Raw genomic sequence first — 24,879 nt, 5'->3', positions numbered from 1 at the left:
TTAGGTTATTGTATGTTGTAACGAGGTTACTTTAATAAAAATTGTGAAGAGCTAAAATAGTAATAAACTTTAATGAATAAAGGCACACACAAAATAATTAACAATTATATTTGGCATACTTGCAGAGGTTATGAAAAATAAAAAAAGACTTATTTATATACTTGCTATAGTACTTACTATTGTTTCAGGATTATTTGTACGCAGTAAAAAAATGTGGTTTCCCGATGTGGTTAATTTATATGCAGGTGATGTATTGTATGCTTTTATGATGTATTACGTTGTTTGTTTTATATTCATAAAGAAGAACATAACGTTTAGAGCTATAACAGGGTTACTTATTTGTTATACTATTGAGCTAAGTCAACTATATCAAGCAGAATGGCTTAATATTATACGACAAACGCTACTGGGAAAACTAATTTTAGGTTCAGGTTTTTTATATAGCGATTTGTTGGCTTATTTTATAGGAATATTGGCTGCGGCAACTGTTGATTATTTGTTTATTTACAATCGCATATCACAAAGGGTTTCTCGCTTAAAATAGTTATTTTTGCTACTTTGCAATTACTATGGAAATCCAAAAATATATAAGTCAGTTAAACGAAGCACAACAAGCACCTACACTCCAAAAAGATGGTCCTATGATAGTGATAGCGGGTGCAGGATCGGGTAAAACCCGTGTACTTACTATGCGTATTGCCTACTTGATGAGTCAAGGGGTAGATGCTTTTAATATACTTTCGCTAACCTTTACCAACAAGGCAGCGCGCGAAATGAAAACACGTATTGCCGATATTGTAGGTTCATCTGAAGTGAAGAACCTTTGGATGGGAACATTTCACTCTATATTTGCAAAAATATTGCGTTTTGAAGGTGAAAAATTGGGCTTTCCTTCCAATTTTACGATATATGATACGCAAGATAGTGTAAGGCTTATAAGTTCTATTATAAAAGAAATGCAGCTTGATAGGGATGTTTATAAGCCCAAACAAGTACTTAGCCGTATATCGAGTTATAAAAATAGCTTAATTACCGTAAAAGCATATTATAACGACCCTGAACTTCAGGAAGCCGATGCAATGTCTAAAAAACCACGACTAGGCGAAATTTATGAACACTATGTAGAGCGTTGTTTTAAAGCAGGTGCAATGGATTTTGATGATTTATTGCTGCGTACCAATGAATTATTAAATCGTTTTCCAGAGGTATTGATGAAGTACCAAAACCGTTTTAAATACATATTGGTAGATGAGTATCAGGATACTAACCATTCACAGTACTTAATAGTACGTGCTTTGAGCGATCGGTTCCAGAATATATGTGTGGTAGGTGATGATGCACAGAGTATTTATGCTTTTAGGGGTGCAAATATTAATAACATTTTGAACTTCCAGAAGGATTATGATAATGTACAAATGTACCGACTGGAGCAAAACTACCGTTCTACAAAAAACATTGTAGAGGCAGCTAACTCTATTATAGATAAAAACCAAACCAAGCTTGACAAAGTAGTTTGGACAGCCAATGACGAAGGACCAAAAATAAAAGTGCACCGCAGCCTTACCGATGGCGAAGAGGGACGTTTTGTGGCAAGTACCATTTTTGAGCATAAAATGCGCGAGCAGTTAAAAAACGGAAGTTTTGCCATATTGTATCGAACCAATGCGCAATCGCGTGCTATGGAGGATGCTTTGCGTAAACGTGATATTCCGTACAGGATATATGGAGGATTGTCATTTTACCAACGTAAAGAGATTAAAGATGTACTTGCTTATTTAAGGCTGGTAATCAACCCGAAAGATGAAGAGGCGTTAATGCGGGTTATTAACTACCCGGCAAGGGGAATAGGGGGAACTACGCTTGAAAAACTTACCGTTGCAGCCAATCATTATGGACGCACGGTATTTGATGTAATGGAAAACCTCGACAGGATAGACCTTAAACTTAACTCGGGGACTAAAAATAAGCTGCAAGATTTTGTGACTATGATAAAAAGTTTCCAAGTGATTGATCAATCGTATGATGCTTTTTATTTAGCCGAACACATTACCAAAAAAACGGGACTTATACAGGAACTTAAAAAAGATGCTACCCCCGAAGGTATTGCTCGTATTGAAAATATAGAGGAGCTACTAAACGGTATTAAAGATTTTATTGAAGGGCAAAAAGAGGTAGATGGCGCACGTGGTGCATTATCAGAATTTTTGGAAGATGTAGCTCTTGCTACCGACCTAGATAAAGATACTGGCGATGATGACAGGGTAGCTTTAATGACTATTCACTTAGCAAAGGGACTGGAATTCCCATATGTGTTTATTGTAGGAATGGAGGAAGATTTATTTCCAAGTGGAATGAGTATGAGTACCCGTAGCGAACTGGAAGAAGAACGCCGTTTGTTTTATGTAGCACTTACCCGTGCCGAGCATCAGGCATACTTGACCTATGCACAGTCGCGCTACCGTTGGGGTAAACTGGTAGATAGTGAGCCTTCGCGATTTATTGAGGAGATAACCGATAGCTATTTGGAATACCTTACTCCTATAGAAACAGGTTATAAGTATAAACCGAGAATTAATACAGATATTTTTGGCGATGTAGATAAGTCGAAGTTACGACAGGTAAAACCAACAAGTGGTACACCACCCAAATGGATTACAGATAACGACCCTAAGCCCGATGCTAACATACGCAGACTAAAACCGGTATCGCGACCTACTACACAGAGTAGTAATACACCAGATACTAAACTTGCTATAGGTAATGTAGTAATGCACGAGCGTTTTGGTAAAGGGCAAGTACTTAACCTAGAAGGGGTAGGAGGCGATAAAAAAGCCGAGATAAAATTTGAAGTAGGCGGTATTAAAAAACTATTGCTTCGCTTTGCAAAACTAGATGTAATAGGATAATTACTATTCTGTTATTTATATATGAAAAGGAGGCTGTTTGTCATTTTGACAAAGGAAGAATCTCAATTAGATTCTTCAATACGCTTCGCTACTTTCAGAATGACAGAGCATAACTTTACAAAGTATTTCATTATAAACAGAATGTAATGTAGTGAAGAATCTGTTTAATCGTAAAATAGTTTTTTAAACTTTTCAGGATACCGCAAATAGAAAAAATATAGAATTGATATCATACCCAAAAGTGATGTAAATATAAATAAATAACCATTTTCGGTTTTTACCTCTTCAAATGAAAGCAGTGTTTTTCTATCAGTATCTATACCAAAAACTTCAGGGTTGTAATTTTTTACTTCGCTTTTCTTTATCCATATAGTTACAGAATCTGCTTGATTGAGACCTCGTGCTATTTCCCGATGTTTTTCGGAATATTTTTCATGATCAACAAGTTTAAACTCTTTTCTACTTTGGTTAATATAAAAAACTAAGTTTGATATATACTGTGTTTTACCTGTACGGCTGGTTCTTGCAGTCGTATTATAAATATCGGTATATCTAACTGTTCCTTTTATAGGTATAAGACTTGATTTTGGCGTAAATGAAACAATTAATTCACTAACTGCTATTATAATCATTAGAATGCCCACGAAAAGAAGTAAAAATTGGCGAACTAATGTGTTATATTCTAGTTTTGGTTTAAACATTTTATAGTAATTGTTTTCTATACGCAGAGTTGTATTTGTTTACAGTTGTATAGACTCTCCTTGCTTTTTTAGTTTGGCACTTAGCTCTGTATCATCGTCAAGATTTATGAACTTGAACTGAATATTGGCAAAAAAGTATTTATAAATCTCTTTTTTTAACTCATCTACTTTTATCATATCATCTTCAAAAAGCCCTATTGTAATAATAGGGTCATAAGTGTCAATATATATAGCAGTGATAGGTGCAGTGGTAAATGCCTTTTTATACTTTTCATATTTTTTAAAGCACTTAGTAAGTTCTTTTAAAGAAGATTTATCAATTGGTATAAAAGCAGTTGCTATATTTTTTATTATCACTTGACCTTGGTTAAAGTCTTCTTTAGTAATGTTATTATAAACATCTTCTGTAACATCAATACCTGTTTTATTATTTCTAATAGTTTTAGGTATATATAAAAGACCAAAAGGGAGTCCCCACCAACCCCATAAGAGCGTTATTATATTATATTTAATATGATGTTTTGTCTTTTCTCCTTTTTTAATAAAAAATATTTTAGATGCTCCTCGCCCTGGAGCTATAAGAGGTCGGGGTATTAGGTATTCATAAAACACAAATTTTCCTCCACTGTCTTTTTGTTGTATAATACTTTCAAAAGTTTCATTTTCGGGAACTTTAATTTTATGTATTGTTTCTCTCATTAGGTAATGGTTTATGAATTTGGTTTAAAAGGCGTAACTTTGTATTTCTAATATTACACACTTTTACTATGGCACAATTTATAAAAATATATCCTGAAAATCCTAATGAAAAGGAGATTGCCAAAGTAATAAAAATATTACGCGATGGCGGATTGATAATTTATCCTACTGATACGGTATATGGTTTGGGTTGCGATATAACGAACACTAAAGCCTTGGAGCGTATAGCACGTATTAAAGGTATTAAGCTCGATAAAGCTAATTTCTCATTTATATGTCATGACCTTAGTAATCTATCTGATTACGTAAAGCAGATAGATACGAGTACGTTTAAAATACTGAAACGCTCTTTGCCGGGACCTTATACGTTTATATTACCAGGTAATAATAGTTTGCCTAAAGAGTTTAAAAAGAAAACTACAGTAGGTATTCGTGTACCCGATAATAATATTGCACTCGAAATAGTTAGGCAGTTAGGCAACCCTATTGTATCTACTTCTATACATGATGATGATGAGGTACTGGAATATTCTACCGATCCTGAACTGATATTTGAGAAATGGCAAAACCTTGTAGATGCGGTTATAGATGGCGGATATGGTGATAACCAAGCCTCGACTATTATAGATCTTTCTGGCGATGAACCAGAAGTAATAAGAGAAGGTAAAGGCGACCCAGATATATTTTAGAAAAAAATATTAACTTAATAAAAAATGGCATCTTAAATAGATGCCATTTTTATATTATGCTTTTTCAGTCTTTAAAATACTTACTATCTGTTCGGCAAGTTCAAGTCCTATACGGTCTTGCGCTTCCAGCGTTGCTGCGCCAATGTGTGGTGTAAGCGATACCTTAGGGTTCATTAACACCTGTATGGCGGGCTTAGGTTCTTCCTCAAAAACATCAAGCCCTGCAAAGGCAACTTTACCCGAATCTAGTGCTTCAACAAGTGCAACTTCGTCAAGTACACCACCACGAGCGGCATTAACAATACCTACCCCATCTTTCATCATTTCAAATTCTTTAGTACTGATAAGGTAACCATCTTGCGAAGGGACGTGTAGTGATATAAAATCGGCATGTTTAAAAATCTCTTCAGTAGGCTCAGTAGTAATTTCTACATTTATAAACTGTCCGTTATAAAAGTCTATTCTAATTTCGGAAGTTCCTACAAATTTATCCGATGCTATAACACGCATACCTAGCCCAAGCGCTATTCGTGCTACAGCACGACCAATGCGCCCGAAACCAATAATACCAAGTGTTTTACCTCTTAGCTCGCTACCGTTAGCATAAGCTTTTTTTAGTTCATTAAAACTAGCTTCTCCTTCAAGAGGCATAAGGCGGTTAGCATCGTGCAAGAAACGCACTCCTGTAAACAAGTGAGCAAACACTAGTTCGGCAACCGAATCTGATGATGAAGCAGGGGTATTAATAACGTGAATACCTTTTTCGCGAGCATATTCTACATCTATATTATCCATACCTACACCACCACGACCTATTATTTTAAGTGTAGGACAATTGTCTATAATATCTTTACGTACTTTGGTGGCACTGCGTACCAGTAATACGGTTATTTCATTTTTATTTATATAATTGGCTACTTGTTCCTGAGCTACTTTTGTGGTTATTACTTCAAATCCGTTATCTTCAAGGGCTATAACACCACTTGGCGAAATACCGTCATTGGCTAATATTTTCATTCTTTATTCTTTAAAGATTATCTATTTTATTTATTGAATACTAAGAGGGGTTACTGTATAGTTTTCTCAAACTCTTGCATTACATCTACTAGTACTTGTACACTTTCTATAGACATAGCATTGTATATAGAAGCACGATACCCACCTACAGACCTATGTCCGTTTAATCCGCTTATGTTGGCAGCTTTCCACATTTTGTCAAACTGTTCTTTATGAGCTTCATTTACAAGAATGAAGGTAACATTCATTTTAGAACGATCTTCTAGCTTTGCTACGCCTTTAAATAGTAGGTTTCTTTCTATTTCGTTGTATAGCAATGCTGCTTTTTCATTGTTTTTCTTTTCCATTGCAGCTACACCACCATTGGCTTTAACCCATTGCAAAGTAAGCATAGAGGCATAAACCGCAAAAACAGGAGGCGTATTATACATACTATCTTTAGCTATATGTGCTGAATAATCGAGAATATCAGGAGTAACCCTATCTGTCTTACCTAATAGTTCTTCTTTAACAACTACAAGCGTTGTACCAGCAGGCCCCATATTTTTTTGTGCTCCAGCATATATAATCCCGAATTTAGAAAAGTCAATTTCTCTCGAAAAGATATCTGAACTCATATCGCATACAATGGGTACATCGGTTTCAGGGAAATCTTGCATTTGTGTACCAAATATAGTGTTGTTACTTGTACAATGAAAGTAACTGGCATCTGTAGGGATGCTATATTCTTTTGGGATATAACTATAATTGTCAGACTTGGATGATGCCACAACTATAGTTTCTCCAAATTTTTCAGCTTGTTTAATAGCGCCTGCCGCCCAAGTTCCCGTATCAAGGTAGGCAGCTTTGCCATTTTGTTTTAATAAGCTATAAGGTACACGTACAAACTCCATACTTGCGCCACCCGAAAGGAAAAGTGCTTGGTAGCCTTTACCTTCAAGTCCTAGCAGTTCTAAAGCCAATGTGCGAGCCTCTTCCATGATGGCAACAAAGTCTTTACTACGGTGGGATATTTCTAGTATAGAAAGCCCTGAATTGTTATAGTTAAGTACTGCCTGCGCTGCTTTATCCAATACTTCCTGTGGCAGGATAGAAGGTCCTGCGCTGAAATTATGCTTTTTCATTATAAGCGTGTTGAAGTGAATTACAAATTTCCTAATTATAAATCAAAAAGGCACAAAGAAACTTGCTAATTATTCGGCTATATTTCTAATAAAAATGAAATAGTATCTACATTATCGGCATAATCCCACAATGCAGGTTTTTGGGTTTGTCCAAACGGAATACTGTTTTCAATTAGCCCATTACTTACAATACATTGTAACTGTTCGTTTTCGGCTTCTAGTTTTTGTTGTAAACTATCTAAATCACTATAATATTCATAAAATACAGAGGAGATAGGCGAGGCATAGCTCGTGTCCTCTTTTAGTGTCATAAATTCATTATCGAGTAGCTTAAAGTTACTCATCAGGAACACGGCTTTGTTATAGTCGTAGTTATTGGCATATTTTTCATAATGAATAACATCGCCATAGGTAAATATCGCTTCAAAAAACTCTTTAAAGTCATACCCTTGCGGTACAAATAGCTTAGAAACGTTACGACACCCTAACCCAAAATATCGGAATATATCTTCGCCCAAAGCAATTAAATCGTCTTTGGTTTCATTACCTGTAAGTATGGCTGCCGAGTTTCTGTTTTTGCGAATTATAGCAGGCTTATCTTTAAAGTAATACTCAAAATAGCGTGCCGTGTTGTTACTACCTGTAGCGATAACAGCATCAAAGTTTTCTAGTTTACCTTCGGTAAGTTTTATTCTGTTGGCAAGTTTGGGCTCAATAGTAACAAGGTACTTCGCTAAAAAGGGTAGTAAGTGCTGGTCGTTAGACGATGCTTTAACTAATGTTTTGTTACCTGTAATTAATACCGATAAAAAATCGTGAAAACCAACCAACGGTATATTACCAGCAAGTACAAGCCCTACAGTTTTAGGCTCGGTATAGTTGATGATGTAATTACTTAACCATTTATCAAGGTTATCTTCGGTAAGTGCTTCTGCCCAAGATTGTGTGGCAAAATAGACCTGCTCTGGTGTAAACCATCCGTTATGCGATTGCGATAGTTGGATAAGATTTACAAAATCGTCAAAAAAGGTATCGTTATGCGGTACGCTTTCATTTTTTATAGTGTTGCCTTCAGAAAATTGACTAAGAAATTTTCCTAATGTTGCGAATGCTTTTTTTGTTTCTGTTAACGTCATTATGTTTGTTTATGAATGGATTTGGACGTAATTTTGTGCAAATTTACGTTATTAAAATAAAATAAGCTATGGCTATCATTATAACAGATGAATGTATAAACTGTGGTGCTTGTGAACCAGAATGCCCAAACACCGCAATATATGAGGGTGCAGATGATTGGAGATATAAAGATGGAACTAAATTAACGGGTAAAGTTGTTTTGCCATCGGGTGAGGAAGTAGATGCCGATACACCGCATACACCTATATCTGACGATCTTTATTATATAGTACCTGATAAATGTACCGAATGCAAAGGTTTTCATGACGAGCCACAATGTGCGGCAGTATGCCCAGTAGATTGTTGTGTGCCCGACGATAATCATGTAGAAAGTGATGAAACATTACTAAACAGACAGGCTTTTTTACATAATGAGTAAAAAGAAGAATATTAGATTTAGTTTAATAGTATTAGGGGCTTTATTAGTCCCTTTTTTGATTTCTAAAAGAGTCGAATTACGAGAATATGACTATTATAAAGGGAAAATTACAACAATAGATGTTGTTCGTGTAAAGGTAGGAGGAGCAGGCAGGTATAGAGGAGGATATGATTATATTTATCAACCAACAGTGCAATATATTAGGGATAATGACACTATTTCTTTTACTGAGCATAGAAAAAACTTATTTGGCATCTTACATGAGGTAGGAGATAAAGTAGAGGTTGCCGAAGAAAAATATAATAGAGAGAATGCTCGTATTTATTCTTTTTGGTATTTTTTAGAAACCTATCAAATATTTCTCATTTTGCTTCCATGGGCATTAATATCCTCGATACATAGGTTTATTTATATCCTACGCGATAGTAAAAAATAAAACTTATTTTATAATACAATGCTTTATACAATTAAGCAGACCCTTTTTTTAAATTCAAAAACTTATATTTGCACCCTTAAAATACAGTAGTAATGAAAGCAGGAATAGTAGGATTGCCAAACGTAGGTAAATCGACCCTTTTTAATTGTTTGTCTAATGCTAAGGCACAAAGCGCAAACTTTCCCTTTTGTACCATAGAACCTAATATAGGTGTAGTAAACGTACCCGACCCAAGACTAGAAAAGCTCGAAGAGCTTGTAAACCCAGAGCGTGTACAGCCTGCTACAGTAGATATTGTAGATATTGCAGGTCTTGTAAAAGGAGCAAGTAAAGGCGAGGGGCTGGGTAACCAGTTTTTAGGAAACATTAGGGAGTGTAATGCTATTATACACGTACTACGATGTTTTGATAATGATAATATAGTACACGTAGATGGTAATGTAAACCCTATTCGTGATAAAGAAACTATAGATATAGAGCTACAGCTAAAAGACCTTGAAACGGTTGAAAAACGCCTAGAAAAGGTAAAAAGAGCAGCCAAAACAGGTAATAAAGAAGCACAGGCCGAAGAAGCTCTTTTAGACAGAATAAGAGAAGTATTACTACAAGGTAAATCGGCTAGGGTAGTAGAGGCTAAAAATCAGGATGAAGAAGAATTGCTAGAAGAATTTCAGTTAATTACTACAAAACCTGTACTGTATGTATGTAATGTAGATGAAGGTGCTGCTGCAACAGGTAACGACTATGTAGAAAAAGTACGCGAACTAGTTAAAGATGAAAGCGCCGAAGTTATTGTACTTGCCGTAGGTACTGAGGCAGATATTACAGAGCTTGAAACGTATGAAGAACGCCAAATGTTTCTTGAAGACTTAGGACTTAAAGAACCAGGTGCTTCGGCATTAATACGTTCGGCATATAAATTATTAAACTTACAAACCTACTTTACCGCAGGGGTAAAAGAAGTACGCGCTTGGACAATACAAGTAGGCGACACCGCACCACAGGCTGCGGGTGTTATCCATACCGATTTTGAAAAAGGGTTTATCCGTGCTGAGGTTATAGCTTATGACGATTATGTTTTGTTTGGTAGTGAAGCCAAAGTAAAAGAAGCGGGTAAACTACGTGTAGAAGGTAAAGAATACATCGTGAAAGATGGCGATGTAATGCACTTCCGCTTTAATGTTTAAGTAGTAAGATAAATAGCATTAAGTATAAAGATAAATCCCGCTAACTAGCGGGATTCATCTTTATACTAATTCGAAATCACAAGATAATGCCATCAAGTATTCTAGCTCGTTATTCATTTTCATATTTCGTTCATATTTTCGACGTAAGATGCCGTAGCAAGCTTTTGAAGATAAAAATAATTTATCGGGAATATCTTCACTTTGAATAATATCGAAGATATTACCAATTGTAGGCTCATTAGAAGAGGAAGATGTATTTAAATATAAATTATGGTTTATTTTCGTGACATCATCCAATAAGTATAAATCAGAGTTTATATTATTCTGTGTTTTTTTTAGATTTGATGAGATTTTGATATCATTTTTACTTGAATCATATTCTTTAATTCTTTTTCCTATCCAATTAACGACTGGTACAGCCCATGAGTTGCCAATAGCCTGATATCTATTGGTATCACTATTGCCTTCAATTAAAGTATAATTATCAGGAATTCCCATTAGACGTTCGCATTCCAATGGAGTTAATCTTCTAATTTTATCATTTTGTGCAACATATAGTGAACCATTATATGCAGCGGCATTACCATTCCATTTTGTTCCATATGCTGAATATAAGCAATCGGTATATTCTCTAAAGAATTGAAATTTATTATTATTTTTTTTATAAATTAATTTTGCGATAACAGGATCAGTTTCTTTGAAGTCAAATAAAGTAGGTATAGTTTTTAAAGTGCTTTTCTTGAATTTTATACTTCTTAAGACATTTATTGAGTTCAATTCGAAAAGTATTTTTTCAGGCTTGATGTCTTTGCCACCAGCAATTACATATAATCGTTTTCTTTGTTGAGGTAAACCGAAGTATTTTGCATCTAAAACCCTCCATGCAACGTTTCTAGATTTTCCATAAAGGATACCAGATTTTGACCATTTTTTAACTTTTATTTCTTGATCAAAGCCTGCTAATCCAGCTATAAAATTTCCAAAAGCATTTGTTTTATCATTTAAAACTCCTTCCACATTTTCCCATAGAATTATTGATGGCTTTTTTTTAAGACTGGTTCTAACTTTATCAATAGCATCAGCTATTTCTATAAATTTCATTGTAAGTAACCCTCTTTCGTCAGTGAGACCATTTTTCCATCCTGCTAAAGAAAAAGCCTGGCATGGCGTACCACCGCAAAAAATATCAGGACTATCAATTTTTTGTTGAATTATATATTCAGTAATACTATTCATATCCCCAATGTTCGGTACATATGGATAATGATGTTCTAAAACTTTTGAAGGGAAAGTAGCAATTTCAGAACTCCATATTTGTTTGAAATTTAAAGGGTTAAACGCAAGTTGTGCTGCTTCTATTCCAGAGCAAACGCTACCGAATGTGAATGAATCGTTCATACAATTATATTATAATTTACAAAAATAACAAATGATTCTTATATATTATAACTTATAGACTTAATCATTTAAAGTGAGGATTAATCTGCTTTTCCAAACCTTTAAATCATACCAAGGACAACCGATACATCCATTTTCATCATTAGGTGTTTTTCCTTCCCAATTTTCATTTCCTTCATAATACCAATTAATTCCCATAAAATTCCCTCTGATATTTGTTTTAACACAAGTATCACAGTATCTTGATTTCCACATATTTGTTTGATTGGAAAGTAATTGAAATTTTTCTTTAATTTCTTCATCACTCATAGAGTTTTTATTATCTCCCTCTGGGGTATTCCACCTTTGAGATGGAAATTTATGGTCAATCAATAATTCTACATCACTTCTTACGACATTAAAACATATTTCTTTATGTCCTAAGAGGTTTTTAATTCTTTTTTTTAATATTTCAGGAATAGGTTTTCTTAATTCATTACCATCGTTAAATCTAGATTCAATGTTTGGTAGCATTATTAATATATCGTGCATTGTTTTTTTATTGCAAGTGCTACAAATCTTTCGTTTTGACCCAATAATATATCCTCTTTTTTTCAAAGCGCTTAAACGTGCAGCAGGTTGTGGGTTTACTTTTGGAACGGGACCACAGACTCTACATTCCCAATTTCCGCTATTTAGAGCAGCTAACACTTTATATGTTGCAGAACTTTTATTACTCCAAGATGCATCACTTTCAGTTATCCATTGTACTGTGTTGGTTGGATCCAGCAATTGATAATTTTCAAGTATCAAATCTTCGAATTCCTTGTCATTTAAATCTAAACCTTGTTTTTCCAAAAATTTTGGTAGAGCTCCATTCCATTTTTTTGTCTCATAAATAAATTCTACTTCTTTAAAAACATCTGCAGTTTTTTCAGCAATGAAATATTCATCATTGACGAATATATTCTTATCAATCTTTCTCATTAAATTTTTTTTTATAAAGAGGTCTGTAATTTCGATTTTTAGAGCTGTAGAAATTTTTTCGAGATTTATTACAGTAATATTTTTCTCGGCTCTCTCAATCATTCCTATATAGGTTCTATGGAGATTACTACGGTAAGCTAATTCTTCTTGAGAAATACCTTGTAGCATTCTATGGCGTCTAATATTATTTCCAATAAGAATAAGTAAACTCATTTTTGTATTCATATCTATGGATATCAATTCTTCACAAAGCTAACTATAGTATGTAGTGTTTTCAACATACTATAGTTAGCGCATTAAATACTGTATTTTTCATAACTTTATCCAACAACCAAAAAATCAAAAAAATGAAAATAGTAGCCTTAGGAGGAAGTAGCAGTAGTACATCAATAAACAAACGTTTAGCAACCTATGCGGCTGGTCTTTTTGAGAACGGACATGTAGAAGTGCTCGACCTTAATGATTATGAACTTCCGTTGTTTAGCGTAGATAAAGAAAAAGAACTGGGTCAACCTGCTATAGCGCGCGCCTTTTTAGATAAAATAGGCTCAGCCGATATACTAGTGCTTTCCGTTGCCGAACACAATGCAGGACTTACTGTAGCGTTTAAAAATATTTACGACTGGGCTTCACGCCAGCATAAAAAGGTATGGCAGGATATCCCCATGTTACTGTTGAGCACTTCACCTGGTAAACGTGGAGGTATGAGTGCGCTAGAAGCAGCAAAAATAAGTTTACCACATTATGGCGGAAATATCCGTGCTACATTTTCACTACCTTTATTTAATGAAAATTTTGATATAGAAGCGGGCAAAATATCCAATAAAGAGCATGATGATGCGTTAAAAGATATTATACGCAATTTCGACTATGGCAAATAAAATTCTTAATATAGGTATCGCATTACTTTTTTCATTTACTATTTATGCACAAGATTATAAAAAAGTAGACGCTACAGTAAAAGCATATCCGCATTCGTTTAGGACGCTTGATAAGCTCGCAAGCCGTATTGATAAAGACTTTACCCGAGAGGACGAAAAAGCCCGTGCTATATTCACTTGGATAGCCACTAATATAAGTTATGATTTAAATGCTTTGGGTACTACAAAAAAGCGTTCGGGTTTTTCGTATAGTTCAGAATCCGAATTAATTGCCAAGCAAAAACAGTTTCAAGAAGATATGGCATATATAACCTTGCGTTCTAAAAAAGGAGTGTGTCAGGGCTATGCTACATTATATGCTGTTATTGCCGAGAAAGTAGGCTTAGAAACCGAAGTTGTTCCAGGTACAGCAAAATCATATCCTGCTCACATTGGCAGATACCCTAATATTAGCGACCATGCATGGAATGTTGTTAAAATAAACGGCGAATGGAAGTTGTTAGACGTAACATGGGGAGCAGGCAGTGTAATAGGGAGCACAAAAAAGTTCGAGTTTGATTTTAATGATAGTTATTTTTTTAGCAGCCCTAAAGAATTTTTCCTGAAGCACTATCCTGAAGATGAAAAATGGTTGTTGTTAAAAGCTACTAAAGAGGAGTTTGCAGCATTACCATTATATTATAGAAATTATTTTAGAGAAGGATACGAGGTTGTAGCTCCAACTAAAGGTATACTTACTACAGGGCAAGGTGTAATAAGCTTTATAATGAAACATTTAAAGGTGACTGATAGAATTGGTTATGTATTAGCTAAAGATAATTCCTTTAACGAAATAAAGCCTGTATTTAACAATGATATTGCCAAATTTCAAATACCGTTAGACAGAAATTCAGTAGGTGTTTTAACTATTTATGTTAACGGAGAATCTATTGTGTCTTATAGGATTGACAAGGGATAGACGTATAGTAAAGTTATGAACTATATTTTAGTATATCTTAATAAGTTTCTTTAATCGCACTTTTATTTTTTGTGTTAAAATAGTACATTAGCACAAAATCCGTAAAATTTTATGCTGGAGCAGAATCAGTACACTGAAGACAACATCCGTTCACTCGACTGGAAGGAGCACATCCGTATGCGTCCTGGTATGTACATCGGTAAGCTAGGTGACGGTTCTTCGCCCGATGACGGTATTTACATCCTTTTAAAAGAGGTGCTCGACAACTCTATCGATGAGTTTGTTATGGGTAGCGGTAAAACCATAGAAGTTACCGTAAAAGATAAAGTCGTTACCGTGCGCGACTATGGTCGTGGCATACCGCTAGGTAAGGTAGTCGATGTAGTATCTAAAATGAACACGGGTGGTAAGTATGACTCTAAAGCCTTCAAAAAATCGGTAGGATTAAACGGTGTAGGTACTAAGGCAGTTAACGCACTGTCTAACTACTTTCGTGTAGAATCGGTTAGAGATAATCAGCAAAAAGCTGCCGAATTCTCGGCTGGAGAAATTACCCTCGAAGAGGATGTTATAGAAACCACTAAGCGCAAAGGAACTAAAGTTAGCTTTATTGCAGATGAAGCTATATTTAAAAAATATAAATACCGTAACGAGTATATTGTAAAAATGCTCAAAAATTATTGTTACCTGAATACAGGACTAACTATAATTTTTAATGGCGAAAAATACTTTTCAGAAAACGGGCTTAAAGACTTACTTGGCGAAACAATAAATGAAGACGATAGAATATATCCAATAATCCACTTAAAGGATGAGGATATTGAGATAGCCATAACCCACAGTAAAACCCAATATAGTGAAGAGTATTATTCGTTTGTAAACGGACAAAATACTACACAAGGAGGTACACATCTTGGAGCTTTTAGAGAGGCACTAGTAAGGACTATAAAAGAATTTTACGGGAAAAATTTTGAAGCTGCCGATATTCGTAAATCGATAGTGAGTGCGATTAGTGTTAAGGTAGAAGAACCTGTATTTGAGTCGCAAACCAAAACCAAGCTAGGTTCTACCGATATGGGACCAGACCAGCCTACGGTACGTACGTTTGTAAACGACTTTGTTAAAACAAAACTCGACAATTTTTTGCACCGTAATCCCGAAGTTGCCGAAGCATTATTAAAGAAAATATTACAGGCAGAGCGCGAGCGTAAAGAGCTTTCGGGTATTCGTAAGTTGGCACGAGATAGAGCTAAAAAAGCAAGCCTGCACAATAAAAAACTCCGCGATTGCCGTGTGCATCTTACGGATGCTAAAAATCCGCGTAGTTTAGAGAGTACACTATTTATCACCGAGGGAGATTCGGCTTCGGGTTCTATTACTAAGTCTAGAGATGTAAACACGCAAGCAGTATTTAGCCTTCGTGGTAAGCCTTTAAACTCCTATGGCATGAGCAAAAAAATTGTTTATGAAAATGAGGAATTTAACCTTTTACAGGCAGCACTGAATATTGAGGAGGAAATGGAAAACCTTCGTTATAATAACATTGTTATTGCTACGGATGCCGATGTTGATGGTATGCACATACGCTTGTTGTTAATAACGTTTTTTCTGCAATTTTTTCCAGAGTTGATAAAAGAAGGACATTTGTATATTTTGCAGACACCGTTATTTAGGGTTCGAAATAAAAAAGAAACAATATATTGTTATAGTGAAGAGGAACGTAAAGCAGCAATGACAAAGTTGGCAGGAAAACCTGAGATAACCCGATTTAAAGGACTAGGGGAGATTTCGCCCGATGAGTTTAAGTATTTTATTGGCGATGATATTAGGTTAGACCCTGTAATGCTTGATAATGCTACTTCGATACAAACATTGCTTGAGTTTTATATGGGTAAAAATACCCCTGATAGACAAGAGTTTATTATAAATAACCTGAAAGTAGAACTGGATGTTTTGGAAGAGTAATTGTTTAATATTTACCTGTTTATTTATCTTGTCAGGTTGTGTTAAACGTATTCCTAAAGAAAGTATTTATCCATTTTCTCAAGCAGATAAAATAGAGGTAATATCTTATCCTGACAGAATGAGCTGGGATAAAGAGCCAGGCAGTAAGATTTTTGTGAATGAGGCATTAAGATTTGATGAAAAGAACATAAAAGAAAGAGTGATTCTTAATGAAGAACTTGTTGAAAAGTTATATAGTTTTCTATTCATTGAAGAATGCTCTTTATTAAGTGAAACAACAAGATGCTATATGCCAAGGCATGCAATATTGTTTTATGATTTAGATGGTGATTTATATAATTATATAGAAGTTTGCTTGGAATGTGCAAAATCTGAAGCTAACTTTCAACATAATAAAATATGTCCTGAAAAGGCTAAAAACTTGAAAAAAATATTTAAAGAAGCCGGTATAAAATATTTTAGTGAATAAGAATAATACATGAGCGAAGATAATTTAGAACCTTTAGAAGAAGGACATTTTTACGATAAACAGGAGCATCCTGATCAGAAAGATACTATTACTAAGGTAACAGGTATGTATAAAGACTGGTTTCTGGATTATGCTTCCTATGTTATATTGGAGCGTGCCGTGCCTGCCATTGAAGATGGTTTTAAGCCGGTGCAACGTCGTATAATGCATTCATTAAAGGAACTTGATGACGGTCGTTATAACAAAGTTGCCAATGTAGTAGGGCATACTATGCAGTATCACCCGCACGGCGATGCCAGTATTGGCGATGCTATGGTGCAAATAGGGCAGAAAGAATTGCTTATAGACACACAGGGTAACTGGGGTAACATCCTTACGGGAGATGGTGCTGCGGCTTCACGTTATATAGAGGCACGGTTATCTAAATTTGGATTAGAGGTATTATATAGCCCTAAAATCACACCTTGGCAAGCGTCTTACGACGGTAGGCGTAACGAACCGATAAATCTTCCTGTAAAGTTTCCGTTATTGTTAGCACAAGGAGCAGAGGGTATTGCGGTAGGTTTATCTACTAAAGTACTTCCGCATAACTTTAACGAGCTTATCGATGCTTCGATAAAAATATTAAAAAACAAGCCTTTTACTTTATATCCTGATTTCCCTACAGCGGGTATTGCCGATGTTTCTAATTATAACGAAGGTATGCGCGGTGGGCGTGTACGTGTGCGTGCAAGGATATCGCAAGTAGATAAAAGTACGCTTGCTATTACCCAAATACCTTTTAGTACCAACACTACTACGCTTATAGATAGTATTCTAAAAGCAAACGACAAGGGTAAGATTAAGATAAAAAAGATAGAGGATAACACCGCTGCTGAGGTAGAGATATTAATACATTTGCCAGCAGGCGTATCGCCAGATAAATCTATAGATGCATTGTATGCCTTTACAGCTTGCGAAACATCTGTGGCGCCTTTAGGTTGTGTTATTGAAGATAACAAACCTTTGTTTATAGGGGTTAGGGATATGCTAAAAATATCTACCGATCGTACGGTTGACCTTTTAAAACGGGAGCTTGAAATTCAGCTTAATGAATTAGAAGAGCAATGGCACTTTCAGTCGTTAGAGCGTATTTTTATTGAGAATAGAATTTACCGTCTTATTGAGGAAGAAGAAACGTGGCAAGGGGTTATTAAAGCTATTGATGAGGGGCTAAAACCTTTTACCCAACACTTAAAACGTGCAGTAACCGAAGAGGATATTGTGAGACTAACCGAAATACGCATTAAACGTATTTCTAAATTTGATATCGATAAGGCACAAGAAAAGATTGAAGCCCTTGAAGGTGATATAGAGCAAGTAAAACATGACTTAGAACATCTTACAGATTTTGCTATTGCTTATTTCCAGAACTTAAAAGAGAAATATGGTAAAGGCAGGGAGCGAAAAACGGAATTAAAAAGTTTTGATACTATAGAGGCTACCAAGGTAGTACTGCGTAATACTAAGCTATATGTAAACCGTGCAGAAGGCTTTATAGGAACAGGGTTAAAGAAAGACGAGTATGTAGCTGATTGTAGTGATATTGACGATGTTATTGTTTTTCTTCGTGATGGTAGTATGATGGTAACAAAAGTAGACGTTAAAACTTTTGTAGGGAAAGACATTATTTATATTGCCATTTTTGACAAGAGTGATAAACGTACTATATATAACATGATTTACCGCGATGGTAGGTCAGGACCATCTTATGTAAAACGATTTAATGTTACTGCCGTAACTCGTGATAAACCTTATGATTTAACTACAGGTACAAAAGGGTCGCAGGTACTTTATTTTTCTGGTAACCCTAATGGAGAAGCAGAGGTAGTAACTATATTATTACGCCAAGTGGGGAGTATTAAAAAACTAAAGTTCGAGATTGATTTTGCCACAATAGGTATTAAGGGGCGTGCTTCACGTGGAAATACCGTTACAAAATATCCTATCAGGAAAATAGAATTAAAAGAAAAAGGAATATCTACCTTAAAACCAAGACGTATTTGGTTTGATGAAACTGTTCAGCGTCTTAATGTTGAGGGTAGAGGAGAGCTTTTAGGAGAGTTTCGTGCTAACGATAGATTACTTATTGTTAATCAGTTGGGTAAAGTAAAGACTATTATTCCTGAGTTGACAACACATTTTGAAGAAGGTATGATAGTACTGGAAAAATGGGTGCCTAAAAAACCAATATCGGCTATATATTATGATGGTGAAAAAGAGCGCTATTATGTAAAACGTTTTCTAGTTGAACACGAGAACAAAGAAGAAATTTTTATTACAGAGCATTCTAATTCACAACTCGAAATAGTATCTACAGACTATAGACCTGTTGCCGAAATTATATTCTCTAAAATAAAAGGAGTTCAAAAAGAGACTCTTACCGTTGATTTTGAAGATTTCATTGCTGTAAAAGGTATTAAGGCATTGGGTAATCAGCTTACTACTGATAAAGTTAGGCAAGTGAATCTTTTAGAATCATTACCATTTGAAGTTCCTGAAGAGGAAATACCTGAAGAAATGGAAGTAAAAGATGAAGATACTTTATCTGACACGGATGATAAAAGCTCACTTGATGATGATGGACAGATAACATTGAGTTTAGACTAACTGTTATCATTGATAGAGTATAATAAAAAAGAGGAACTAATAGTTCCTCTTTTTTTATCAGTTAATTTGATAATTATTTTTTCTTTCTCATTTTCATGTTTATGAACTCTACTGCGAGAGAGAAAGCAATAGCAAAGTATAGGTAGCCTTTTGGTACAGCTCCTACATGTTGTCCTGCAAGTTGTGCGCCTGATAAGTGCATACTCTCTGTAGTAAGCATGAAGCCTATTAGTATAAGGAAAGCAAGCCCCAGTATCTGTATAGATGGATTTGCATTTACAAAGTTGCCAACGGGTACAGCGAAAAGCATCATAACGCCTACTGATATTACTACTGCCGCAATCATAATGTAAAGCGCTCCAGATAATCCGTTGGTCATACCCACGGCTGTAAGAATAGAATCTACTGAGAAAATAAGGTCTATAAGTAGTATTTGTACAATTACATTACTAAATGATTTTTTAGCAGCACTACCTAATGATTTTTCTTCTTCACCTTTATGATCTACTTTTTCATGAATCTCTTTTGTGCTTTTATATATTAAAAATATACCTCCTGCTAAGAGTATGATAGCTTGCCCTGTAAAACTGGCACTAAACCAACCCCAGTCGACATTAAACCAAGGCTCTTTCATAGCGATAAGTAAGGTAATACCAAACAATAATCCTATTCGCATAAACATAGCGAGGAATAACCCTATTTGAGTAGCACGTTTTCTATTTTTTTCAGGCAACTTCCCTGTTACAATAGAAATAAAAATAATATTATCTATACCCAGTACAATTTCTAAAAAAGTTAGGGTTAACAGTGCTATCCAGGTATCTGGAGCGGATAAAAATTCCATAGTCATAACTTAGTTTATTTTAGTAACGGTTCCTTTTTGTTTGTTGCTATCACCTACAATAGAAAACTCGAAGGTATAAGAATCTTCTTTTGTAGTTAAAATTTTCATGTGTACAGCTTTCTGCTCCTGCATATTTTTAGGATTTATTTTTTCGAGTATATACTCACAGTCATTTATCCAGCGAATGGATGCAGTATCTGTTTTTCCCTCATAGGTTTCAATTTCTATCTTGTCATCGCGCTCAAAATAAGTGACTTTCTTTTCACCATCAATTTCGTGTTCAAATTTAAACTTTCCCGTTTTAAAATCAGCACAGTTACGTTCCTGATTATAACACGCGGTTAAAAGAAATACACTAAAAAATAGTATATAATTAATTTTATTTTTCATTTTCAAAAAGACTTTTTATTATTGTTTTTAATCCCATAACGACCATTACAATAGCTAATAAACAAAAAATAATACCCAACCCTAATACAGGAATGTATAGTGGATGACTTTGATTTTTAAAAGAACTATGTATTATGGTAGGACCTATAAAAAATAGCGGTAGTGCCCACCCCATATACTTAAGTCCCTTTACTAATATTGTTTTATTTGTAGCCATAATGTTCTATTGCGGTTCTTACATTTTTATGTTCGTTTAGTAGGGTAGTAGCCTCTTTTTCAGAAATGTTTAATTCATCGATTAACATCTTTATGCCTCTATTTACTAACTTGTGGTTACTAAGTTGCATATCTACCATTTTATTACCTTTTACTCTGCCAAGCTGTATCATAGCGGTGGTAGATATCATATTAAGTACCAGTTTTTGGGCTGTGCCTGCTTTCATACGCGAACTGCCTGTTACAAACTCTGCACCTGTTACTACTGCTACAGGGTATTGAGCTACTTGTTCTAGTGGGCTACCACTATTGCACGTAATGCATCCTGTCGTGATATTATTTTCATTACAAGCTTTCAGCCCACTAATGACATAAGGTGTTGTACCCGATGCTGCTATGCCTATTACTACATCATTACTATTGATATTATATTCGCTTAGATCTTTCCATGCTTGATTTTTATCATCTTCGGCAAACTCTACTGCTTTGCGTATAGCAGTATCGCCACCAGCAATGATACCAACTACAAGATCAAATGGTACTCCAAAAGTAGGAGGACACTCCGAGGCATCTACAACACCCAAGCGTCCGCTTGTACCCGCGCCAATATAAAAAAGCCTACCACCCAGTTTTAGCTGTGCCGTTACTTTCTCTGTCAGCTTTTCTATTTGCGGTAATGCTTTTTCTACGGCAAGCGGTACTGTTTTATCTTCGTTATTAATGTTGTGCAATAACTCGGCTACCGACATTTTTTCTAAATGTTCATATTTTGAGCTTTGCTCTGTAGTTCTTGTAAAAGACATGATAAATTGCTTTTAGCGTAAAATTATAGAAAATATGCCATAATAACCCCCAATATGATAGCTAAAAGCTTTGCCATATTAAATTTATGCCCTTCGCTGCTCTCAAAAATAATGGTAGATGAGATATGGAATAATATTCCTACTACGATAGCAGAAATCTCAGTATAATAATTTCCTATAAATGCTAATTGCCCCGATAGTAATGTGCCTAAAGGTGTCATTACTGCAAATGCCATTATAAATAGTAATATAGCTGTTTTATTTAGTCCTGAATTTACAAAGAATGCTGTAAGTATAATAGCAATAGGGAAGTGGTGTATGGCTATGCCCCATGCCAAATCGTGGTGGTGGCTTACAGGCATCCCCTCTAGCAATGCATGGATACATAAACTAATAAACAGTAGCCAAGGCATACTATTACTATGTTCATGACCCTGCCCGTGTACATGCCCGTGTTCTGCACCTTTAGAAAAATATTCTAGTATAATTTGGAATATTATACCTGCCATGATATACAGCCCTATAGGGTTGTTTGTGTGTTCGTGTACATGACCTTCATGCCCGTGCATACTACTTTCATAGACTTCAGGAAGCAGGTGCATTACTGTGAGCGATAGCAAAAAAGAACCACTAAATGCAAGTAGTAACTTAATACTCTTTTTGTTTGTGGGTTTTAAAATCAACGCTGCTATATAACCCAAAACGACAGATAATAGCGGAAGTATATATATCATCATTATTTAAAAATCATAATTAAACGTTCTGATTCTTTTTTAGAGAATTTATGAAGTTTATAATCGCCAAAAATATCAAGTAAATAAATTCCTGCTTTTTCCATCATAGCTTCAAAATCTTCGAGTCTTAATGCTTTTACTTTTTCGGTATAATGATAGGCTTTGCCTTTATCTTCAAAGTTTATCTCTTTAATGATATGACCGTCTTTCAAATGTTTTTTAATATGAAATTCGATACCTTCTACTACTTTAACTTGTTCTGCTACAAGGTTTTTAAGTACATACTCTACATTCATAAAATCAATTACTGCAAAACCATACTCGCTAAGGCTATCGCGTATTGCTTTTAGTGTAGTAAAGTTATCTTCGTCATTTTCAAAATACCCAAAACTAGTAAACAAGTTAAATATAGCGTCAAACTTTTCATCAAAAGGTTCACGCATATCGTGTACTTTAAAATGTAATTTTTCATTACTATATTTTGATGCAGCTTCAATACTGTTTTCAGATAAATCTGCTCCTGTAACATCATACCCTAACTCGTTTAAGTATATAGAATGTCTGCCTTTACCGCAGGCTAAGTCAAGTATTTTTGCTTCTTCGGGTAGGTTAAGATAATTAGTAAGATTATCCATAAAAGCTCGTGCTTCGGTATAATCACGGTCTTTATATAAAATATGGTAGTAAGGTGTATCGAACCACGATGCAAACCAGTTACATTTTTCTTCTTGCATAGAAATTATTTGTGGCTGCAAATTTATTAATAATTATCGTATACAAGGCATACTATTTTAATAAATGCAACATTGTTGCGATAATGTGGTTTTATTTTTTTATTAGCTTCCTGATTTTGATATTGAAAGCAGCAAAAATAAGCGTCATTATAGGACTAATTATATTAAAGAAGGCATAAGGTAGATAGTCAAAAGTACTTACGCCTAATACGCCCGACTGGTATGCCCCACAAGTGTTCCAAGGAACAAGTACCGATGTTACAGTACCCGAATCTTCGAGCGTGCGGCTTAGATTTTCGGGAGCAAGACCTTTTTCTTTATAGGCATCGGCAAACATTTTACCAGGTACTACAATAGCAAGATATTGGTCAGATGCTGTTATATTTAACGCTAAGCAACTCGCTACGGTACTCGCAAAAAGCCCAAATACACCTTTTGCCACTTTTAGCAATGCATTACTAATGGTACGTAGCGCACCTATAGCCTCCATAACACCACCAAATACCATGGCGCAAAGAATGAGCCATATAGTACCCATCATTTTTTGCATACCACCCGATGTAAATAAATCTTGCAACATTTCATTTTCTGTTGCTATAGAGGTTTCTACTGTTATGGCATTCATAACACCTTTATAGCCCGATGCAAATGTTAATGTATCAGCTCCGCCAATTTTAGCTACAAGTTCTGGCTGAAATATAAGGGCAAACAATCCGCCCAAAAGCGTACCCAGCATTAGAGCAATGAGTGGTTCGGTTTTCTTTACAATAAGTGCAATAACAATAACAGGGACAAGAAAGAGCCATCCGTTTATATTAAAACTTTCTTTAATTGCCACTAGTGTTTCTGTCGCATCAGCAGTACCCGATATAGTTTGTGTAAGCCCCAGTATTATAAAAAGTATTAATGTTATTATAAGGGTAGGTACGGTAGTAAATGCCATATAGCGTATATGGGTAAACAAGTCTGTACCCGCCATAGCAGGGGCAAGGTTGGTAGTGTCAGACAATGGCGACATTTTATCGCCAAAATAAGCGCCAGATATTACTGCACCCGCTACCATACCAGAGTTCATACCCATAGCATTGCCAATGCCTATTAATGCGATACCTACAGTTGCCGAGGTTGTCCATGAACTTCCTGTAGCGATAGATATTATGGCGCATATTACCACACAGGCAGGCAAGAAAACAGCGGGGTTTAATATTTGTAATCCATAATATATCATTGCTGGTATAATACCACTTAATAGCCATGTACCCGATAATGCGCCCACGAGTAGTAATATTAATATAGCACCCGCAGTCGATTTTATATTTTTAGATACTTTTTCGAGCATTTTATGATATGGCACTTTGTTAGCAAAACCCACTATAGCAGCAATGGCTCCCCCTATAAGCAGTACAAACTGGTTAGAGCCACTAAGGGCGTCATCTCCGTAGATATATACATTATAGGCTAAAATGATAACAAGTAAAACAACGGGTATAAGTGCCTGAAAAAGGCTTATTGGTTTTTTAGTATCGGGAGTACTGGGAGTATTGTCCATGTAAAATTT

General features: G+C 35.2%; 25 protein-coding genes. 11 read left to right on the top strand and 14 right to left on the bottom strand.

All coding sequences use genetic code 11. The annotated features are described in order from the left end of the window. The first annotated feature begins 130 nt into the window (after nt 1-130). A complete protein-coding gene (locus DVK85_RS11195; RefSeq protein WP_114678522.1) occupies nt 131-544 on the top strand; it encodes a ribosomal maturation YjgA family protein in 414 nt (137 codons plus the stop codon). A gap of 31 nt (nt 545-575) precedes the next feature. After that, nucleotides 576-2,906, top strand: a complete 2,331-nt coding sequence (locus tag DVK85_RS11190) for an ATP-dependent helicase (RefSeq protein WP_114679052.1) — start codon at nt 576-578, stop codon at nt 2,904-2,906. Nucleotides 2,907-3,070: 164 nt separating this feature from the next. Here the strand turns inward: DVK85_RS11190 and DVK85_RS11185 are convergent, their stop codons facing one another. Further along, complete coding sequence (locus DVK85_RS11185; protein WP_127960586.1) at nt 3,071-3,607, bottom strand: hypothetical protein; 537 nt, start codon at nt 3,605-3,607, stop codon at nt 3,071-3,073. Between the two features lie 39 nt (nt 3,608-3,646). Beyond that, the gene (locus tag DVK85_RS11180; protein WP_114678520.1) at nt 3,647-4,306 is read right to left on the bottom strand and encodes a hypothetical protein; all 660 of its coding nucleotides are present in this window, start codon (nt 4,304-4,306) and stop codon (nt 3,647-3,649) included. A 68-nt stretch (nt 4,307-4,374) separates the two neighbouring features. On the opposite strand from DVK85_RS11180, the gene DVK85_RS11175 reads away from it, so the two are divergent. Next, nucleotides 4,375-4,995, top strand: a complete 621-nt coding sequence (locus DVK85_RS11175) for an L-threonylcarbamoyladenylate synthase (protein ID WP_114678519.1) — start codon at nt 4,375-4,377, stop codon at nt 4,993-4,995. Nucleotides 4,996-5,049: 54 nt separating this feature from the next. Here DVK85_RS11175 and DVK85_RS11170 read toward each other — a convergent pair whose 3' ends face one another. From DVK85_RS11170 to DVK85_RS11160, 3 genes are all read right to left on the bottom strand, one after another. Beyond that, complete coding sequence (locus tag DVK85_RS11170) at nt 5,050-6,012, bottom strand: D-2-hydroxyacid dehydrogenase (protein ID WP_114678518.1); 963 nt, start codon at nt 6,010-6,012, stop codon at nt 5,050-5,052. Nucleotides 6,013-6,062: 50 nt separating this feature from the next. Beyond that, the gene (serC, locus tag DVK85_RS11165) at nt 6,063-7,136 is read right to left on the bottom strand and encodes a 3-phosphoserine/phosphohydroxythreonine transaminase (RefSeq protein ID WP_114678517.1); all 1,074 of its coding nucleotides are present in this window, start codon (nt 7,134-7,136) and stop codon (nt 6,063-6,065) included. Between the two features lie 77 nt (nt 7,137-7,213). After that, nucleotides 7,214-8,272 (bottom strand): acyl-CoA reductase, encoded by a 1,059-nt coding sequence (locus DVK85_RS11160; protein WP_114678516.1) that lies wholly within the window; start codon nt 8,270-8,272, stop codon nt 7,214-7,216. Between the two features lie 68 nt (nt 8,273-8,340). Here DVK85_RS11160 and DVK85_RS11155 point away from each other — a divergent pair, with 68 nt between their 5' ends. The 3 genes from DVK85_RS11155 (at nt 8,341) to ychF (ending at nt 10,314) form a co-directional block, all read left to right on the top strand. Continuing rightward, nucleotides 8,341-8,691, top strand: coding sequence for a 4Fe-4S dicluster domain-containing protein (locus DVK85_RS11155; RefSeq protein WP_114678515.1), 351 nt, complete (start codon nt 8,341-8,343; stop codon nt 8,689-8,691). Then, nucleotides 8,684-9,127 (top strand): hypothetical protein, encoded by a 444-nt coding sequence (locus tag DVK85_RS11150; RefSeq protein ID WP_114678514.1) that lies wholly within the window; start codon nt 8,684-8,686, stop codon nt 9,125-9,127. The genes DVK85_RS11155 and DVK85_RS11150 overlap by 8 nt, the downstream gene beginning before the upstream one ends. Nucleotides 9,128-9,219: 92 nt before the next feature. After that, nucleotides 9,220-10,314 carry a redox-regulated ATPase YchF gene (gene ychF / locus DVK85_RS11145; protein ID WP_114678513.1) on the top strand — a complete coding sequence of 365 codons (1,095 nt, stop codon included), beginning with the start codon at nt 9,220-9,222 and terminating at the stop codon, nt 10,312-10,314. A 60-nt stretch (nt 10,315-10,374) separates the two neighbouring features. On the opposite strand, the gene DVK85_RS11140 is transcribed toward ychF, so the two are convergent. Together DVK85_RS11140 and DVK85_RS13590 are read right to left on the bottom strand one after the other, a co-directional pair. Next, a complete protein-coding gene (locus DVK85_RS11140; protein ID WP_114678512.1) occupies nt 10,375-11,712 on the bottom strand; it encodes a DNA cytosine methyltransferase in 1,338 nt (445 codons plus the stop codon). 60 nt (nt 11,713-11,772) lie between these two features. Further along, nucleotides 11,773-12,903 (bottom strand): helix-turn-helix domain-containing protein, encoded by a 1,131-nt coding sequence (locus DVK85_RS13590; protein WP_114678511.1) that lies wholly within the window; start codon nt 12,901-12,903, stop codon nt 11,773-11,775. Between the two features lie 122 nt (nt 12,904-13,025). Between DVK85_RS13590 and DVK85_RS11130 the strand changes: the two genes are divergently transcribed. From DVK85_RS11130 to DVK85_RS11110, 5 genes are all read left to right on the top strand, one after another. Continuing rightward, nucleotides 13,026-13,559 carry an NADPH-dependent FMN reductase gene (locus tag DVK85_RS11130; protein ID WP_114678510.1) on the top strand — a complete coding sequence of 178 codons (534 nt, stop codon included), beginning with the start codon at nt 13,026-13,028 and terminating at the stop codon, nt 13,557-13,559. Next, a complete protein-coding gene (locus DVK85_RS11125; RefSeq protein ID WP_114678509.1) occupies nt 13,549-14,517 on the top strand; it encodes a transglutaminase domain-containing protein in 969 nt (322 codons plus the stop codon). Before DVK85_RS11130 ends, DVK85_RS11125 begins: the two co-directional genes overlap by 11 nt. Before the next feature lie 111 nt (nt 14,518-14,628). After that, the gene (locus tag DVK85_RS11120) at nt 14,629-16,482 is read left to right on the top strand and encodes a DNA topoisomerase IV subunit B (protein WP_114678508.1); all 1,854 of its coding nucleotides are present in this window, start codon (nt 14,629-14,631) and stop codon (nt 16,480-16,482) included. Next, a complete protein-coding gene (locus DVK85_RS11115; protein WP_114678507.1) occupies nt 16,466-16,951 on the top strand; it encodes a hypothetical protein in 486 nt (161 codons plus the stop codon). Before DVK85_RS11120 ends, DVK85_RS11115 begins: the two co-directional genes overlap by 17 nt. A gap of 9 nt (nt 16,952-16,960) precedes the next feature. Continuing rightward, nucleotides 16,961-19,600, top strand: coding sequence for a DNA gyrase/topoisomerase IV subunit A (locus tag DVK85_RS11110; RefSeq protein WP_114678506.1), 2,640 nt, complete (start codon nt 16,961-16,963; stop codon nt 19,598-19,600). A 73-nt stretch (nt 19,601-19,673) separates the two neighbouring features. Here DVK85_RS11110 and DVK85_RS11105 read toward each other — a convergent pair whose 3' ends face one another. The 7 genes from DVK85_RS11105 to nhaC all read right to left on the bottom strand — a co-directional run bounded on the left by DVK85_RS11105 (nt 19,674) and on the right by nhaC (nt 24,870). Next, a complete protein-coding gene (locus tag DVK85_RS11105) occupies nt 19,674-20,444 on the bottom strand; it encodes a TerC family protein (RefSeq protein WP_114678505.1) in 771 nt (256 codons plus the stop codon). A 9-nt stretch (nt 20,445-20,453) separates the two neighbouring features. After that, nucleotides 20,454-20,834: a DNA topoisomerase IV gene (locus DVK85_RS11100; RefSeq protein WP_114678504.1), complete on the bottom strand. Its 381-nt coding sequence runs from the start codon at nt 20,832-20,834 to the stop codon at nt 20,454-20,456. After that, nucleotides 20,824-21,051, bottom strand: coding sequence for a DUF6095 family protein (locus DVK85_RS11095; protein ID WP_114678503.1), 228 nt, complete (start codon nt 21,049-21,051; stop codon nt 20,824-20,826). Before DVK85_RS11095 ends, DVK85_RS11100 begins: the two co-directional genes overlap by 11 nt. Next, nucleotides 21,038-21,853, bottom strand: coding sequence for an N-acetylmuramic acid 6-phosphate etherase (gene murQ / locus DVK85_RS11090; RefSeq protein WP_114678502.1), 816 nt, complete (start codon nt 21,851-21,853; stop codon nt 21,038-21,040). Before murQ ends, DVK85_RS11095 begins: the two co-directional genes overlap by 14 nt. Before the next feature lie 23 nt (nt 21,854-21,876). Then, nucleotides 21,877-22,587 carry a ZIP family metal transporter gene (locus DVK85_RS11085; RefSeq protein WP_114679051.1) on the bottom strand — a complete coding sequence of 237 codons (711 nt, stop codon included), beginning with the start codon at nt 22,585-22,587 and terminating at the stop codon, nt 21,877-21,879. 2 nt (nt 22,588-22,589) lie between these two features. Further along, a complete protein-coding gene (locus tag DVK85_RS11080; RefSeq protein ID WP_114678501.1) occupies nt 22,590-23,321 on the bottom strand; it encodes a class I SAM-dependent methyltransferase in 732 nt (243 codons plus the stop codon). 91 nt (nt 23,322-23,412) lie between these two features. Beyond that, nucleotides 23,413-24,870: a Na+/H+ antiporter NhaC gene (gene nhaC / locus DVK85_RS11075; protein ID WP_114678500.1), complete on the bottom strand. Its 1,458-nt coding sequence runs from the start codon at nt 24,868-24,870 to the stop codon at nt 23,413-23,415. Nucleotides 24,871-24,879 lie beyond the last annotated feature (9 nt).

Origin of the sequence: Flavobacterium arcticum (assembly GCF_003344925.1) — a bacterium.
In the GTDB taxonomy this organism is placed as follows: domain Bacteria; phylum Bacteroidota; class Bacteroidia; order Flavobacteriales; family Flavobacteriaceae; genus Flavobacterium; species Flavobacterium arcticum.
The sequence above is the reverse complement of the archived record's forward strand: the minus strand, read 5'-3'. Positions and strand labels throughout refer to the sequence as shown.